Origin of the sequence: Streptomyces sp. NPDC006326, from assembly GCF_040612915.1 — a bacterium.
In the GTDB taxonomy this organism is placed as follows: Bacteria; Actinomycetota; Actinomycetes; order Streptomycetales; family Streptomycetaceae; genus Streptomyces.
Map to the genome: position 1 here is coordinate 90,469 of NZ_JBEXRC010000014.1, position 16,429 is coordinate 106,897.

The 16,429-nt window shown below is 71.9% G+C and carries 14 protein-coding genes; 10 read left to right on the forward strand and 4 right to left on the reverse strand.

The genetic code is table 11. The annotated features are described in order from the left end of the window. The 6 genes from secF (at position 1) to ABZ128_RS14220 (ending at position 7,208) form a co-directional block, all read left to right on the forward strand. Positions 1-1,050, forward strand: coding sequence for a protein translocase subunit SecF (gene secF / locus ABZ128_RS14195; RefSeq protein WP_356848370.1), 1,050 nt, complete (start codon positions 1-3; stop codon positions 1,048-1,050). Further along, positions 1,047-1,598, forward strand: coding sequence for an adenine phosphoribosyltransferase (locus ABZ128_RS14200; RefSeq protein ID WP_356848372.1), 552 nt, complete (start codon positions 1,047-1,049; stop codon positions 1,596-1,598). The genes secF and ABZ128_RS14200 overlap by 4 nt, the downstream gene beginning before the upstream one ends. A 205-nt stretch (positions 1,599-1,803) precedes the next feature. After that, the gene (locus tag ABZ128_RS14205; protein WP_356848373.1) at positions 1,804-4,257 is read left to right on the forward strand and encodes a bifunctional (p)ppGpp synthetase/guanosine-3',5'-bis(diphosphate) 3'-pyrophosphohydrolase; all 2,454 of its coding nucleotides are present in this window, start codon (positions 1,804-1,806) and stop codon (positions 4,255-4,257) included. Between the two features lie 50 nt (positions 4,258-4,307). Further along, entirely contained in the window at positions 4,308-5,654 is a 1,347-nt protein-coding gene (locus ABZ128_RS14210) for a serine/threonine-protein kinase (RefSeq protein ID WP_356848374.1), read from the forward strand. Continuing rightward, on the forward strand, positions 5,654-6,085 hold the full coding sequence (locus ABZ128_RS14215; RefSeq protein ID WP_356848375.1) for a hypothetical protein: 432 nt from the start codon (positions 5,654-5,656) through the stop codon (positions 6,083-6,085). Before ABZ128_RS14210 ends, ABZ128_RS14215 begins: the two co-directional genes overlap by 1 nt. Further along, positions 6,069-7,208: a caspase family protein gene (locus ABZ128_RS14220; RefSeq protein ID WP_356848377.1), complete on the forward strand. Its 1,140-nt coding sequence runs from the start codon at positions 6,069-6,071 to the stop codon at positions 7,206-7,208. The genes ABZ128_RS14215 and ABZ128_RS14220 overlap by 17 nt, the downstream gene beginning before the upstream one ends. 97 nt (positions 7,209-7,305) lie before the next feature. On the opposite strand, the gene ABZ128_RS14225 is transcribed toward ABZ128_RS14220, so the two are convergent. Together ABZ128_RS14225 and ABZ128_RS14230 are read right to left on the reverse strand one after the other, a co-directional pair. Beyond that, the gene (locus ABZ128_RS14225) at positions 7,306-8,535 is read right to left on the reverse strand and encodes a DUF349 domain-containing protein (protein ID WP_356848379.1); all 1,230 of its coding nucleotides are present in this window, start codon (positions 8,533-8,535) and stop codon (positions 7,306-7,308) included. 187 nt (positions 8,536-8,722) lie between these two features. Beyond that, complete coding sequence (locus ABZ128_RS14230) at positions 8,723-9,505, reverse strand: peptidylprolyl isomerase (protein WP_356848380.1); 783 nt, start codon at positions 9,503-9,505, stop codon at positions 8,723-8,725. Positions 9,506-9,669: 164 nt separating this feature from the next. Here ABZ128_RS14230 and ABZ128_RS14235 point away from each other — a divergent pair, with 164 nt between their 5' ends. The 4 genes from ABZ128_RS14235 (at position 9,670) to ABZ128_RS14250 (ending at position 13,832) form a co-directional block, all read left to right on the forward strand. Continuing rightward, the gene (locus tag ABZ128_RS14235; protein WP_356848382.1) at positions 9,670-10,392 is read left to right on the forward strand and encodes an MBL fold metallo-hydrolase; all 723 of its coding nucleotides are present in this window, start codon (positions 9,670-9,672) and stop codon (positions 10,390-10,392) included. A gap of 10 nt (positions 10,393-10,402) precedes the next feature. Next, positions 10,403-11,662: a histidine--tRNA ligase gene (hisS, locus tag ABZ128_RS14240; RefSeq protein WP_356848383.1), complete on the forward strand. Its 1,260-nt coding sequence runs from the start codon at positions 10,403-10,405 to the stop codon at positions 11,660-11,662. A 150-nt stretch (positions 11,663-11,812) separates the two neighbouring features. After that, entirely contained in the window at positions 11,813-12,427 is a 615-nt protein-coding gene (locus ABZ128_RS14245) for a vitamin K epoxide reductase family protein (protein WP_356848385.1), read from the forward strand. 55 nt (positions 12,428-12,482) lie between these two features. Beyond that, complete coding sequence (locus tag ABZ128_RS14250) at positions 12,483-13,832, forward strand: replication-associated recombination protein A (protein ID WP_356848386.1); 1,350 nt, start codon at positions 12,483-12,485, stop codon at positions 13,830-13,832. Between the two features lie 42 nt (positions 13,833-13,874). Here ABZ128_RS14250 and ABZ128_RS14255 read toward each other — a convergent pair whose 3' ends face one another. Then, on the reverse strand, positions 13,875-15,452 hold the full coding sequence (locus ABZ128_RS14255) for a UvrD-helicase domain-containing protein (RefSeq protein WP_356848387.1): 1,578 nt from the start codon (positions 15,450-15,452) through the stop codon (positions 13,875-13,877). 73 nt (positions 15,453-15,525) lie between these two features. Beyond that, complete coding sequence (locus tag ABZ128_RS14260; RefSeq protein ID WP_356848388.1) at positions 15,526-16,125, reverse strand: DUF2470 domain-containing protein; 600 nt, start codon at positions 16,123-16,125, stop codon at positions 15,526-15,528. Positions 16,126-16,429 lie beyond the last annotated feature (304 nt).

A 16,429-nucleotide genomic window follows, 5' to 3' on the forward strand; every position in this document is an offset into this window, starting at 1 on the left:
ATGTCGAAGCTGGGAGATCTCGGCGCCAAGCTGTACCGCGGTGAGGTCGGGTACGACTTCGTCGGCAAGCGTTTCGTCTGGTACGGCGTTTCCATCCTGATCACCATCACGGCGATCGTGGCCCTGGCCGTCCAGGGCCTCAACATGGGCATCGAGTTCAAGGGCGGTGCCGTCTTCACCACTCCGAAGACGGCCGTCTCCGTCGCCAAGGCGACCGAGGCCGCGGAGAAGGCCTCGGGCCACGACGCGATCGTCCAGGAGCTCGGCACCGGCGGCCTGCGCATCCAGATCTCGGGTCTGGACACCAACGCGGCGGCCGACGTGAAGAAGGACCTCGCCGCCGACCTCAAGGTCACGGAGAAGGACATCAACGCCGACCTGGTCGGCCCCAGCTGGGGCGAGCAGATCGCGAACAAGGCCTGGACCGGCCTCGGCGTCTTCATGGTCCTCGTCGTGATCTACCTCGCCATCGCCTTCGAGTGGCGGATGGCGGTCGCGGCGCTGATCGCCCTGATCCACGACCTCACGATCACGGTCGGCGTGTACGCGCTGGTCGGCTTCGAGGTCACGCCGGGCACCGTGATCGGTCTGCTGACCATCCTCGGTTACTCCCTCTACGACACCGTCGTCGTCTTCGACGGTCTCAAGGAGGGCTCGAAGGACATCACCAAGCAGACGCGCTACACCTTCAGCGACGTCGCCAACCGCAGCATCAACGGCACCCTGGTCCGGTCCATCAACACCACGGTCGTCGCGCTGCTCCCGGTCGGGGCCCTGCTCTTCATCGGCGGCGGCTTCCTGGGCGCGGGCATGCTCAACGACATCTCGCTGTCGCTGTTCGTCGGCCTCGCGGCGGGTGCGTACTCCTCGATCTTCATCGCGACCCCGCTGGTCGTGGACCTGAAGGAGCGCGAGCCCGCCATGAAGGCCCTGCGCAAGCGGGTCCTCGCCAAGCGCGAGGCGGCGGTCGCCAAGGGCGACGCGGGCGAGGGCCACGAGTCCGAGACGGCGCAGGTCGTGGCACAGGGCCGCGCGGGGCGGCGCCGGTGAGCCCGCTGTCCCCCGAGGTGCACGAGCTGCTGCTCAGCCGGATCAAGGACGTCGCCGACTACCCGAAGCCGGGCGTGATGTTCAAGGACATCACCCCGCTGCTGGCCGACCCGAAGGCCTTCGCGGCGCTGACGGCCGAGCTGGTGGACCTCGCCACCCGGTACGGCGCCACGAAGATCGTCGGACTGGAGGCGCGCGGCTTCATCCTCGCGGCCCCTGTCGCAGTCCAGGCCGGCATCGGCTTCGTGCCGGTCCGCAAGGCCGGGAAGCTGCCGGGCGCGACGCTCGGCCAGGCGTACGACCTGGAGTACGGGACCGCCGAGATCGAGGTCCACGCGGAGGACCTGGCCATCGGCGACCGGGTCATGGTCATCGACGACGTCCTGGCCACCGGCGGCACCGCCGAGGCCTCGCTCACGCTGATCCGCCGCGCGGGGGCCGAGGTCGCCGGTGTGGCCGTACTGATGGAGCTGTCGTTCCTGCCGGGCCGCGAGCGGCTCGCCGGTGCGCTCGCGGGCGCCCCGCTGGACGCGCTGATCGTGGTCTGAGCGGCGGTCCGACGACACCACCGTGACGCGGGCGGGTATCCGGGACACCCCGGGTACCCGCCCGCTGCGCGTACCCGGCCCGTTCCACTCCCCGGGCGCGGGGAACAGGGCGGCGCAACCCTCGCTACCATGGTTTATCCGGACCTGACCGGGGCACCGGATCCTCCCCCGGACTGCGTCCGGGGGGACCCCCAGAGGAGCGCTCTTGCCAGACGAGGTCCAGCCACTCTCCGCCGCGCAGCCCGACCCGCAGACCGAGCAGGCCGCGACGCCCCCCGCCACGCCCCCGCCGGCCCCGCCCGTACGGCCCGCGCCGGCGAAGCCCGCGCCTGCGAAGCCCGCGCCGGCGAAGTCGGCCGGGTCCTCCAACCGCGTGCGCGCACGGCTCGCCCGCCTCGGCGTCCAGCGTTCCAACCCGTACAACCCGGTACTGGAACCCCTGCTCCGCATAGTCCGCAGCAACGACCCGAAGATCGAGACGGCGACCCTGCGCCAGATCGAGCAGGCGTACCAGGTCGCCGAGCGCTGGCACCGCGGCCAGAAGCGCAAGAGCGGCGACCCGTACATCACCCACCCGCTCGCCGTCACCACCATCCTCGCCGAGCTCGGCATGGACCCGGCCACCCTGATGGCCGGTCTGCTGCACGACACCGTCGAGGACACCGAATACGGGCTGGAGGACCTGCGCCGCGACTTCGGCGACGCCGTGGCCCTGCTCGTCGACGGCGTCACCAAGCTCGACCGGGTCAAGTTCGGCGAGGCCGCACAGGCCGAGACCGTCCGCAAGATGGTCGTCGCCATGGCCAAGGACCCCCGCGTCCTGGTCATCAAGCTCGCCGACCGCCTGCACAACATGCGCACCATGCGCTACCTCAAGCGGGAGAAGCAGGAGAAGAAGGCCCGCGAGACCCTGGAGATCTACGCCCCGCTGGCGCACCGGCTGGGCATGAACACCATCAAGTGGGAGCTGGAGGACCTCGCCTTCGCGATCCTCTACCCCAAGATGTACGACGAGATCGTCCGCCTCGTCGCCGAGCGCGCGCCCAAGCGCGACGAGTACCTCACCATCGTCACCGACGAGGTGCAGAGCGACCTGCGGGCCGCCCGCATCAAGGCCACCGTCACCGGCCGCCCCAAGCACTACTACAGCGTCTACCAGAAGATGATCGTCCGCGGCCGTGACTTCGCGGAGATCTACGACCTGGTGGGCATCCGCGTCCTCGTCGACACGGTCCGCGACTGCTACGCGGCGCTCGGCACGGTCCACGCGCGATGGAATCCGGTCCCCGGCCGGTTCAAGGACTACATCGCGATGCCCAAGTTCAACATGTACCAGTCGCTCCACACGACGGTCATCGGGCCCAGCGGCAAGCCGGTCGAGCTGCAGATCCGCACCTTCGACATGCACCGCCGCGCCGAGTACGGCATCGCGGCGCACTGGAAGTACAAGCAGCAGACCGTCGCCGGCACCTCCAAGGTCCGCACCGACGTCCCGCAGGCCGCCAAGGGCAGCGCCGGCCAGGACACCGTCAACGACATGGCCTGGCTGCGCCAGCTGCTGGACTGGCAGAAGGAGACCGAGGACCCGGGCGAGTTCCTCGACTCGCTGCGCTTCGACCTCTCCCGCAACGAGGTGTTCGTCTTCACCCCCAAGGGCGATGTGATCGCGCTGCCCGCCGGGGCCACCCCCGTGGACTTCGCGTACGCCGTCCACACCGAGGTCGGCCACCGCACCATAGGGGCTCGGGTCAACGGGCGGCTCGTCCCGCTGGAGTCGACCCTCGACAACGGCGACCTCGTCGAGGTCTTCACGTCCAAGGCCGAGGGCGCGGGCCCCTCCCGCGACTGGCTCGGCTTCGTCAAGTCCCCGCGGGCCCGCAACAAGATCCGCGGCTGGTTCTCCAAGGAGCGCCGCGACGAGGCCATCGAGCACGGCAAGGACGCCATCGCGCGGGCCATGCGCAAGCAGAACCTGCCGATCCAGCGCATCCTGACCGGCGACTCGCTCGTCACCCTCGCCCACGAGATGCGCTACCCGGACATCTCCTCCTTGTACGCGGCGATCGGCGAGGGCCACGTGGCCGCGCAGGGCGTCGTGCAGAAGCTGGTGCAGGCCCTCGGCGGCGAGGAGGCGGCCAACGAGGACATCGAGGAGAGCGTCCCGCCGTCCCGCGCCCGCACCAAGCGGCGCGGCAGCGCCGACCCCGGCGTGGTCGTCAAGGGCGTCGACGACGTCTGGGTCAAGCTGGCCCGCTGCTGCACGCCGGTGCCGGGCGACCCGATCATCGGCTTCGTCACGCGCGGCAGCGGCGTATCGGTTCACCGCGCCGACTGCGTCAACGTGGACTCCCTCTCGCAGCAGCCGGAGCGGATCCTGGACGTCGAGTGGGCACCCACCCAGTCCTCGGTCTTCCTGGTCGCCATCCAGGTCGAGGCCCTGGACCGGTCCCGCCTGCTGTCGGACGTCACCCGGGTCCTGTCGGACCAGCACGTGAACATCCTCTCGGCGGCCGTCCAGACCTCCCGCGACCGGGTGGCCACCTCCCGCTTCACCTTCGAGATGGGCGACCCCAAGCACCTGGGCCACGTCCTGAAGGCCGTTCGGGGTGTGGAGGGCGTCTACGACGTCTACCGTGTGACATCGGCACGGAGGCCCTGACCGCCTGCCTCAGTCCACGACCGACGCCGACGCCACCCCGGGGGGAGCACGTGGCAGGTACCGACGTGTTCCCCGCGAAACTCGCCGAGCGCTACCGTCCGTCGAGAGTCCTGGGCCGCGGCGGCATGGGCGTGGTGTTCGCCGCGGAGGACACCCGACTGCGGCGCCCCGTCGCGGTGAAGATCCTCTCGGCCTTCGGGACGAGCCCCTCGCAGGAGACGCTGCGGCGGTTCGTCTCCGAGGCCATCGCACTCGCGCGGATCCGCCACCCCGGGGTCGTGGGCATCTACGACTCCGGGGTCGACCGGGACAGCGGAACGCCCTACCTGGTGATGGAGCTGCTCGACGGCATCGACCTCTCGGCCCTGGCCGGCGGGAGCCCGCTGCCCGTGGCGGCGGCGTGCCGGATCGCCGTCGAGATGCTCGGGGCCCTGGAAGCGGCGCACCGGAGCGGGGTCCTGCACCGCGACGTGAAGCCCGGCAACGTGCGCATCGGCCGGGACGGCCGCGTGGTGCTCTACGACTTCGGCCTCGCCGTGGTGGCGGAGGAACCCCGGATCACCACGGCCGGCGGCAAGCTGGTGGGCACGGCGCAGTACATGGCCCCGGAACGCATCCACGGGGTGGCGCCCTCGGGAGCCACCGACCTCTACAGCGTCGGCGCCTGCCTGCACTTCATGCTGACCGGGAGTCCGCCGTTCGGCAGCAGGCCCATGGACTTCGGCGTCCTGGTGCTCAAGGCCGCCAAGGGAGTCCCCTCGCTCAGGGAGCACCGGCTCCCGCTGCCCGACGGCCTGCTGTGGGCGGTGGACTCCCTCTGCGCCGTCGACCCCCGGGGCCGGCCGCTGAACGCGGCCGAGGCGGCCGCGACGCTGAGGCCCTGGGCGGCCGGCGGAGAACAGCAGGTCGTCGAGCTCCTCCAGCACCACCAGGAGGAGCCGCCCCGGGACACGGAGCGCGTGCGGCACCCCGGCCGCCGGGCCGTGGAGGACTCCGGGGTGTGGCAGGCCGCGCCACCCGAGCCGGTTCCCGCCTTCGACTGGCAGGACGTCGACGTCGCGGACGGCGAGGCCGCCGAGGCCCCGAGCCAGCTCAGCCTGAGCGATCCGACCCGCCGCCTCGTGCACAGCCGGATGACCGAGCGCACCGCGCTGTCCCGGCAGCGGGAGGCCGTCGTACTGGTGCAGCGCGGAGAGTTCCGGCAGGCGGCCCAACTCCTGGCCGGCGTCACGCCGTACTGCCACGAATCGCTGGGTGCGAGCCATCCGACGACCCTCGCCTGCCAGTACTGGCAGGCTGTGTGCCAGGCCCGGCTCGGGGAGCCCGCCGCGGCGCTGGAGCTGTTCGCCCGGGTGAGCACGCACATCGGAAACGGGACAGGAGAGGAACGGATCTGATGCCCGAGTACGCGTTACGGGTGGACCCGGTCAGACCGGGGGACGGGCCGGAGGCCGAGCTGCGGTCACTGCTGCGCTGGCTGAAGGAGGACGAGGCCCTCGGCCGCGACGTGCGCGCCGTGATCGGGAGCGACGGCCCGCCGCCCCCCTCCGCGCCGGACCCGGCCCCGCCCGCGACACCCATGGGCAGCCCGGGGTTCGACGTCCTCCAACTCGCCGTGGGCTCCGGGCTGTCGGCCGCCTCGCTGGTCTTCTCGGTGCTCCAGTGGCAGGCCTCGCGCCGCCGGGCGCCCGCCCTCACCGTCACCCGCGCCGGCTACGAGGTCCGGCTCACCGGTGACGCGGCCGAGGACCCCGAGGTGCTGCGCCGGATCGTCGCCGCGCTGGAGCCGCAACAGCCGCGGGACGGGGACGATGACGGGGCTTCCTGACCCCGGGGCCTCGCGCGCCGTCCTCATCGGCACCGCCGGGTACCGCCACCTCGCCGCGCTCCCGGCGGTCGAGGCCAACGTCAAGGACCTGGCCGCGGAACTGTGCGACGCGACCGTCTGGGGACTGCCCGAACAGCACTGCACGACCGTGCTGGACCCGCAGCACCCCGCCGAGCTCCTCGACCCCGTGGGCCGGGCGGGGGAGGAGGCCGTCGACACGCTGCTGGTGTACTTCGCCGGACACGGCATGCGGGACGCGGAGACCGCCGACCTCTACCTGGCCCTCCAGGGCTCCCGCGAGCACGTCGGCTACACCGCCGTCGCCTACCAGCACCTGCGGTCCGCACTGCGTGACTCCGGGGCCCGGCGCAAGGTGGTCGTACTCGACTGCTGCTTCAGCGGCCGTGCCGCCCGTACGCTCGCCGGCACGCCGGAGGCGTTCGCCGCGCAGGCGGCCGTCGAGGGCGCGTACGTCCTCACCGCCTCGCCGCGCGACCGCGTGGCCCTCGCCCCGGACGGCGAGCGGCACACCGCGTTCACCGGAGAACTGCTCAGGATCCTGCGCGACGGGATCCACGACGGGCCCGAGCTGATCGACCTGGACACCCTGTGCCGCACCATGGAGGCCAGGCTGCGCAGCAAGAACAGGCCGCTCCCGCAGAGCGCCCAGGAACGGGGCATGGGCCGGCTCCGGCTCGTGCGCAACCGCGCCCGCGCCGTGCGCGGCGCCCCCGCCGGCCCCGTCCTGGCCGCCGACGTGCGCTCCGCCATGGTCGTCGCGGGAATCGGGCTGGCCCGCTCGCTGCGGGCGGCGGGGCGCAGCGGGGACGCGCTGCCCGTCCTGCGCCTCGCCCTGCAGGAGCGGGTGCACGACGGCGAGGGCGACCTGCTGGCCGTGCAGCTGGAACTGTCCGACATCCTCCAGGAGACCGGGCAGACCCGGGAGGCCATCGAGGTCCTGGAGGAAGCCTTCCAGCAGGCGCACCGCTTCTACGGACCGGAGGCCGTGCAGGTGTGCCGCCGCCTGGCCGCCCTCCTCCAGGAGTCCGGGAACCACGTCGAGGCCTGCGCGGTGCTCGAACACGCCCTCGACCTCCTGGAGGACGGCAGCCGCGCCCTGTGAGCGGCTGCACGCGGGCGAACGGTCCCGCCGACGCGAACGGCCCCGGTACGGACATCCGTACCGGGGCCGTCGGCTTCGCGCACCGGCGGGCCGGTGATCAGCCGCCGAACTCCTCCAGGCCCTTCAGCGCCTGGTCCAGGAGCGCCTGACGGCCCTCCAGCTCGCGGGCCAGCTTGTCGGCCTTCGCGTTGTTCCCCGCCGCACGGGCCGCGTCGATCTGCTCACGCAGCTTGTCGACCGCCGCCTGGAGCTGACCGGTCAGACCGGCCGCACGGGCCCGCGCCTCCGGGTTCGTACGGCGCCACTCGCCCTCCTCGGCCTCCTGGATGGCCCGCTCCACCGCGTGCATCCGGCCCTCGACCTTGGGGCGGGCGTCGCGCGGTACGTGGCCGATGGCCTCCCAGCGCTCGTTGATGGAGCGGAACGCGGCCCGGGCCGCCTTCAGGTCCGTCACCGGAAGCAGCTTCTCGGCCTCCTCGGCCAGCTCCTCCTTCAGCTTCAGGTTCTCCACCTGCTCGGCGTCGCGCTCGGCGAACACCTCGCCGCGCGCCGCGAAGAAGACGTCCTGCGCCCCGCGGAAGCGGTTCCACAGGTCGTCCTCGGCCTCGCGCTGCGCCCGGCCCGCGGCCTTCCAGTCCGCCATCAGCTCGCGGTAGCGGGCGGCCGTCGGACCCCAGTCCGTCGACTTCGACAGCGACTCGGCCTCCGCGACCAGCTTCTCCTTGACCTTGCGCGCGTCCTCGCGCTGCGCGTCCAGCGAGGCGAAGTGCGCCTTGCGGCGCTTGGAGAAGGCGGAGCGGGCGTGCGAGAAGCGGTGCCACAGCTCGTCGTCCGACTTGCGGTCGAGCCGCGGCAGCCCCTTCCAGATGTCCACCAGGGCGCGCAGCCGCTCGCCGGCGCTGCGCCACTGGTCGCTCTGCGCCAGCTGCTCGGCCTCGGCCACCAGCGCGTCCTTGGCCGCACGGGCCTCGTCCGTCTGCTTGGCCTTCTGGACCTTGCGCTCCTCGCGCCGCGACTCCACGGTCGCGACGAGCTTGTCCAGCCGCACGCGCAGGGCGTCGAGGTCGCCCACCGCGTGGTGCTCCTCCACCTGGGCGCGCAGGTGGTCGATCGCCGTCTGCGCGTCCTTGGCGGACAGGTCGGTGGTCCGCACCCGCCGTTCGAGGAGGCCGATCTCGACCACCAGGCCCTCGTACTTGCGCTCGAAGTAGGCCAGGGCCTCCTCAGGGGTGCCCGCCTGCCAAGAGCCGACGACCTTCTCGCCCTCGGCAGTACGCACGTACACGGTGCCCGTCTCGTCGACGCGGCCCCACGGGTCGCTGCTCACAGCGCCTCCTCCACCTGATGCCTGCGAGGGGTTCACCCCCTGGGCATCGTCCACAGTTTCCTGGGGCGGGCAGCGCCCGCCCTGCACAACGCCAACATAGGCGACCGCCGGGCCGGCTGTCCGCATCCAGCACGACGGAATATCGCCGTACGGGAGGGACGCCGGCCGGGCCCCGCAACCGGAACCGTCAGTTCTGCGTGACGGTGGCCTTCTCGATGGTCACGGGGGTCTTCGGGGCCCCGTCCTGGCCGCCGTCGGCCGTCCCCGCCTTCGCGACCTCCTCCAGCGCCTTCAGGCCCGCCGCGTCGATCTTGCCGAAGGGCGTGTAGGACGGAGCCAGCGGGCTGTCCTTGTAGACCAGGAAGAACTGGCTGCCGCCGCTGTGCGGCTGGCCCGTGTTGGCCATCGCCACCGTGCCCGCCGGGTAGACCACCTGACCCTGCTCGTTCGGCTTGCCCAGCGAGTCGAGGTTCTCGTCCGCGATGGTGTAGCCGGGGCCGCCCATGCCGGTGCCCTGCGGGTCGCCGCACTGGAGCACGAAGATCCCCGAGGTCGTCAGGCGGTGGCACTTCGTCTTGTCGAAGAAGCCCTTGTCCGCCAGCGCCTTGAACGAGTTCACGGTCTCCGGCGTCTTCGCCGCGTCCATCTCGACCTTGACCTCGCCCGCGCTGGTCTTCAGGTCGAAGGTGTACTTCGCCTTCTGGTCGATCGCCATCGCGGGGGCCGGGGACTGCTGGGGCGTCGGCGAGGCCGACGGGTTCGCCGACGGGTCCGCCGCCTCGTCCTTCTTGTCCTTGTCGAAGACACCGCCCACGACCAGGCCGACCAGCGTCGCGACCACGACGGCCACCGCGGCGCCGATCACCGCCGCCCGCTGCCGCGCCTTGCGCCGGGCCTCCGCCCTGCGCTTCTGCTGGCGCTCGTACTTCTCCCTGGCGAGCTGTCGCCGCCGCTGATCGCTCGTGACCACCGGGTCGTCTCCTTGTACGTGTCTGGCACCGCTGTCCGGGCTCGGTTAGGCCGTACCGTATATGGGTTCGCTGTGTAACGAGCCGCGCCGGTAGGCTCTGAGCAGCAGCATTCCGATCCGGAAGCGCTGCCGCAGCTCCCGCCGGACGACGATTGAGGACGAACGTGCTGATTGCCGGATTCCCCGCCGGAGCCTGGGGGACCAACTGCTACGTGGTCGCCCCCGCCGCCGGCGAGGAGTGCGTCATCATCGACCCGGGCCACCAGGCCACCCAGGGTGTCGAGGAGACGCTGAAGAAGCACCGGCTCAAGCCCGTCGCGGTCGTCCTGACCCACGGCCACATCGACCATGTGGCCTCGGTGGTCCCGGTGTGCGGAGCGCACGACGTACCGGCCTGGATCCACCCCGAGGACCGCTACATGATGAGCGACCCGGAGAAGGCCCTCGGCCGCTCGATCGGAATGCCGCTGATGGGCGAACTGACCGTCGGCGAGCCGGACGACGTCCGTGAGCTGACGGACGGCGCGGGGCTGAAGCTCGCCGGTCTGGACTTCACGGTCGCGCACGCGCCCGGCCATACCAAGGGGTCGGTGACCTTCCGGACGCCGGAGGCCGCGGACATCCCGTCCGTCTTCTTCTCCGGCGACCTGCTCTTCGCCGGCTCCATCGGACGCACCGACCTGCCCGGCGGCTCCCACACCGAGATGCTCGAATCGCTGGGCCGCGTGTGCCTGCCGCTCGACGACTCGACCGTGGTGCTGTCCGGCCACGGTCCCCAGACCACCATCGGCCGCGAGCGCGCGACCAACCCGTACCTGCGGGAGGTCGCCGCCGGCCTGGGAGCGGACCCCAGGGGTGCCGCGCCCGCTCCACGACGAGGAATGTGACGAGACTTCCGTGAGCACCTTCAAGGCCCCCAAGGGCACGTACGACCTCATCCCGCCGTACTCGGCGAAGTACCTGGCCGTCCGCGACGCCATCTCCGGCCCGCTGCGCCTGTCCGGGTACGGGTACGTCGAGACGCCGGGCTTCGAGGACGTCGACCTGTTCGCCCGCGGTGTCGGCGAGTCCACCGACATCGTGACCAAGGAGATGTACACCCTCACCACGAAGGGCGGGGCCAACCTGGCGCTGCGCCCCGAGGGCACCGCCTCCGTGCTGCGCGCGGCCCTGGAGGCGAACCTGCACAAGGCCGGCGGCCTGCCGGTGAAGCTCTGGTACTCGGGCTCGTACTACCGCTACGAGCGTCCGCAGAAGGGCCGCTACAGGCACTTCTCGCAGGTCGGCGCCGAGGCGATCGGCGCCGAGGACCCGGCCCTGGACGCCGAGCTGATCATCCTGGCCGACCAGGCGTACCGCTCGCTCGGCCTGCGCAACTTCCGGATCCTGCTGAACTCGCTCGGCGACAAGGAGTGCCGCCCGGTGTACCGGGAGGCGCTGCAGTCGTTCCTGCGCGGGCTGGACCTGGACGCGGAGACCGTGCGCCGGGCCGAGATCAACCCGCTGCGCGTCCTCGACGACAAGCGGGACGAGGTGCAGAAGCAGCTCGTCGGCGCCCCTGTGCTGCGCGACTACCTGTGCGACGCGTGCAAGGCGTACCACGAGCAGGTGCGGGCGCTGATCACGGCGGCCGGCGTCGCCTTCGAGGACGACGAGAAGCTGGTCCGCGGGCTCGACTACTACACCCGGACCACCTTCGAGTTCGTCCACGACGGTCTGGGCTCGCAGTCCGCGGTCGGCGGCGGCGGCCGCTACGACGGCCTGTCCGAGATGATCGGCGGACCGGCGCTCCCGTCGGTGGGCTGGGCGCTCGGCGTCGACCGCACCGTGCTGGCGCTGGAGGCGGAGGGTGTCGACCTGGACATCCCGCCGGCGACGTCGGTGTTCGCGGTGGCGCTCGGCGAGGCGAAGCCCACGCTGTTCGCCCTGGTCACGGAGCTGCGGCGGGTCGGGATCGCGGCGGACATCTCGTACGGGGGCAAGGGCCTCAAGGGCGCGATGAAGGACGCCAACCGGTCGGGGGCGCGCTTCGCGCTGGTCGCGGGGGACCGGGACCTGGCCGAGGGCGTCGTCCAGCTGAAGGACATGGAGTCCGGTGAGCAGGAGCCGGTGGCCCTGGCGGAGGTCGTCGAGGTGCTCCTGGCCAAGCTGGCCTGAGCCGTCCACGCGCAAGCGGGGCCGGGGCACACTGCCCCGGCCCCGCTTCCGCTGTCCGGCCCCTCCTTATGTCCGTCGAACGGTGGACGGACGGCTTCGTACGGCACAATGGCCGGTGCTTGATGACCTTGCAGATGTGGAGCGGGCGGTATGACGACACGAGGTACGGACGCAGACACCGCCCCGCGGACGGTCGGGGGCAGCAGGGGACTGGCGCTGCTGCTGGTGATCACGGGCGCCGCGGGTCTGCTGGCGGCCTGGGTGATCACGATCGACAAGTTCAAGCTGCTGGAGGACCCGAACTTCACGCCGGGCTGCAGCCTCAACCCGATCGTCTCCTGCGGCAACATCATGAAGAGCGACCAGGCGGCCGTCTTCGGCTTCCCCAACCCCATGCTGGGGCTCGTCGCGTACGGGATCGTGATCTGCGTCGGCATGAGCCTGCTCGCCGGGGCCCGCTTCCGGCGCTGGTACTGGCTGACCTTCAACGCCGGCACCCTCTTCGGCGTCGTGTTCTGCGCCTGGCTGACCTACCAGTCGCTCTACACCATCAACTCCCTGTGCCTGTGGTGCTGCGGGGCCTGGGTGGCCACGATCTTCATGTTCTGGTACGTCACCGCGCACAACGTGCGCGAGCGGCTGCTGCCCGCCCCGGGCTGGCTGCGCGCCTTCCTCGACGAATTCCCGTGGGTGCTGCCCGTGCTGCACGTCGGGGTCATCGGGATGCTGATCCTGACCCGCTGGTGGGACTTCTGGACCTCCTGACCGGGGCCTCCCGATCGCGGGGGGCGCTGTCAGTGGGCTCGCATAGGCTTCCTGTGTGGAACCAGACCTGTTCACCGCCGCTGCCGAAGACCGCCGGGAGAAGGATCCGACGAGCTCCCCGCTCGCCGTCCGCATGCGCCCGCGCACCCTGGACGAGGTCGTCGGCCAGCAGCACCTGCTGAAGCCCGGCTCGCCGCTGCGGCGGCTGGTCGGGGAGGGGGCGGGCGGCCCGGCAGGCGCCTCGTCGGTGATCCTGTGGGGCCCGCCGGGCATCGGGAAGACCACCCTGGCGTACGTGGTGAGCCAGGCGACGCAGAAGCGGTTCGTGGAGCTGTCCGCCATCACGGCCGGCGTCAAGGAGGTCCGCGCCGTCATCGAGGGCGCCAAGCGGGCGGCCGGCGGCTACGGCAAGGAGACCGTCCTCTTCCTCGACGAGATCCACCGCTTCAGCAAGGCCCAGCAGGACTCCCTGCTGCCCGCCGTGGAGAACCGCTGGGTGACGCTGATCGCGGCCACCACCGAGAACCCGTACTTCTCGATCATCTCCCCCCTGCTGTCGCGGTCGCTGCTGCTGACGCTGGAGCCGCTGACGGACGAGGACCTCAGCGGGCTGCTGCGGCGGGCCCTGGCGGAGGAGCGGGGGCTCGGCGGGGCCGTCTCCCTGCCCGCGGACGCGGAGGCGCACCTGCTGCGGATCGCCGGCGGCGACGCGCGGCGGGCCCTGACCGCGCTGGAGGCCGCGGCCGGAGCCGCGATCGCCAAGGGGGACGCGGAGATCACCCTCCAGACCCTGGAGGAGACGGTCGACCGGGCGGCGGTGAAGTACGACCGCGACGGCGACCAGCACTACGACGTGGCGAGCGCCCTGATCAAGTCGATCCGGGGCTCGGACGTGGACGCGGCGCTGCACTACCTGGCCCGGATGATCGAGGCGGGGGAGGACCCGCGGTTCATCGCGCGGCGCCTGATGATCTCGGCGAGCGAGGACATCGGCCTGGCGGACCCGACCGCCCTGCCGATCGCGGTGGCCGCGGCCCAGGCAGTGGCGATGATCGGCTTCCCGGAGGCCGCCCTGACCCTCTCGCACGCGACGATCGCCCTGGCGCTGGCACCGAAGTCGAACACCGCGACCACCGCGATCGGCGCGGCCCTGGCGGACGTCCGCGCGGGCCTGGCCGGGGCGGTCCCGGCCCATCTGCGGGACGGGCACTACAAGGGGGCGGCGAAGCTGGGCCACGCCGTGGGGTACGTGTACCCGCACGACGTGCCGGGAGGTATCGCCGCGCAGCAGTACGCCCCGGACGAGGTCCAGGGCAAGCGGTACTACGAACCGACCCGGTACGGGGCGGAGGCTCGGTACGCGGACGTGGTGGAGAAGATCCGCGAACGCCTCCGCGGAACCTGACCGACCGCCGGTCGCCCGGGCGCGGTCGCGGCCCGGGTGCCGTCACCGCGGAGCGGGGCCCAGCGCCTCCCAGGGGTCGCCGGGCCCGGGAGCCGGCCGGGCGGGCGCCCCGGCGGTCGGACGGCCCGGGGCGACCGGTCGGGCCGCTGCGCCCGGTCGGGCCTCGGGGCGCCGGTTGATCCAGCCGAGGCCGCCGATGTCCAGCCGCAGGCGTGCGCGGGTGACGGCGACGTAGGCGAGCCGTGCCTCGGCATCGTCGATCTCGCCGGGCAGCGGGTCCCCGTTCTCGTCGGTCTCCTCGGGGTCCACCGGCTCGGTGAAGTCCTCGCCGATGCGGACCGAGGCCCATTCGCGGCCCTTGGCCTTGTGGGCGGTGGAGACCACGATCTCGGCGCCCTCCTCGGAGGAGAGCCGTTCCACCGCGGCCAGGACGGCCTCGACGCCGTGTTCGTCCACCAGGTCGACGAGCGGCAGCAGGTCCCGGCCGGAGGGGTCGTACTCGGCGTACTCCTGGAGCTCGCCCCAGGAATCGAAGAGGATCAGCTCGGGGTGCGTACTGCGCTTGCCGGCCTTGAGGTCGCGGGCGGCGCGGGCCAGCGCGCTCAGCGCCTCGCCGCCGCCGACGAGGGCGACCTTGCGGCCCTGTTCCAGCAGCCGCATGACGTCGAGCATGGCGCCGACGTTGGACCGGCACAGGATGGCCTCCGGCCGCTCCACGTGCTCCAGCCGGGTGTCGATGGCCGGGGTGCCGGTCAGCCGGATCGGCGAGGCGGCCAGGTGCAGCCACCGGTTGGCCTCCTCGGCGAGTGCCGAGCCGAAGCGGAAGGACCGGGACAGGACGAGCTGCGTGCCGTCGAAGTCGCTCATCACGTCCCGGGCGCCGCGCCATCCGTAGATGGCCTGGGCCGAGTCGCCGACCATCACCAGCTGGGCGTGGTCGCGTTGCGCCGTGAAGACCTTCTCCACCACCGGGTTGGTGTCCTGCGCCTCGTCCAGCAGCAGGAAGTCGGCCGGGATGACCGGTTCCGTCAGGGCCCAGATCTTCAGATAGTGGTCGTGGTCGAACCGGACCGCGCCTTCCTCCGGGTTCTGCAGGTCCTCCCAGGCCCTGACCGCGTAGGGCAGCACGACGTCGACCAGCTGGGCGTGCAGGTGCTCGGCCTCGATGCCGCGCAGCCGCGGGACGTGGTGGCGCCTGATGGTGTCGTCCGCGGACTGGCAGAAGCGGGTGACGGTCCGCAGCACCGTGTACGACAGCGCCTTGTTGGTGACGTTGCGCTCGCCGATCCGCACGCGCATGTGGGCCGCGATGCCGAGTAACGCGCCGGTCTTCCATCCGGGCACCCTCGGGGCGTTCAGCCGGGCGGCGTAGCGCCGGCCCACGGCGCCGAAGGCGAGGGAGTGGGCGGTCCTGCACTCCACGTTCCCGGGGAACTTGCGGGCTGCGTCGACGGCGATGGACTTGTTGAAGGCGAGGTACCGGCCGCGGGCGCCCGTGGCCTTCGCGAGCATGGCCAGCGTCGTGGTCTTGCCCGTGCCCGCGCCCGCTTGGAGGACCAGGTGGTCCCCCCGCCTGAAGGAGTCGAAGGCCGCGCTCTGCTCGGGGGTCGGGACAGCCATGGTGCTCCTCCGTGTAGCGGTGACGTCACCCGGCACATCACGGTGGCACAGAGAGATCATCCCTGTCCGGCGATCACGACATCCGCCCGCTCCCGGGGGCCTCCTGGAGCGCCGCCGCCGCGAAAAGGGTGCGCATCGCCCGGCGGAGGTCGCAGACGTCCCGCACCGGCACGGGGAAGTCGAAGCGGGCGTCGAACGGGGCGGAGCCCGGCGCCGTGAAGCGGATCCGCAGGCCCAGGCGGTCCAGGGACAGGGGGACGGCGCTCAGGCCGGCGCTCTCGCGGCGTCCCAGCAGGGCCGTCAGGTCCCCGACCCGGTCCGCGTGCGCCGCCGCCAGGTGCTGGAGGATCTCCGTCTCGTGGTGGACCAGCGGGTCCGGCTCCGCCGCCCCCAGCGCCTCCGGATCCACCTGCTCCGCACCCCACAGGTCGTCCACCGAGACCTCCCCGACCTCCAGGCGCAGCAGGGTCCGGCCCGGGCGCTGCCCGAGCAGCGCCCCATAGACGGCGAGGTCGGCCCCGCGCACCCTCGTCAGCCAGCCGGTGAGCCAGGCGCGGCCTCGGATACGATGGGGCACGGACACCGGCGCCACGTCCGTGATCTCGATCACGGCGGTGAGGTCGGCGTCCTGGGCGTGAGCGGCTGCCCTGGCAGCCGCGGATTCCCCTGACACCAGGAGAATCACGTCCCCGTCCGGGGTGACGGTCCGAGCGGCCGGCATCCCTGTCCCCCACTCTCCCTGGTCACGAGCACCCGGCAGCGTGAGGGATACTGAGGCGTTGGACTCTACGAGGGTTCGTACGCGTTCGGCTCCGGTGAGCTGCCGAACGCCTTCCCTGGGACGCGGCTGACCTTGCTTATCGTCGTCGTCAGCGGATTCCGTTGCGTTGGAATCCGAACTGCGATGCGCACTGGGCAGGGGGATCCCATGTGGTCGAGACATTACGTCCTCCTCGATAAGGTAAGCCTCACCTAAC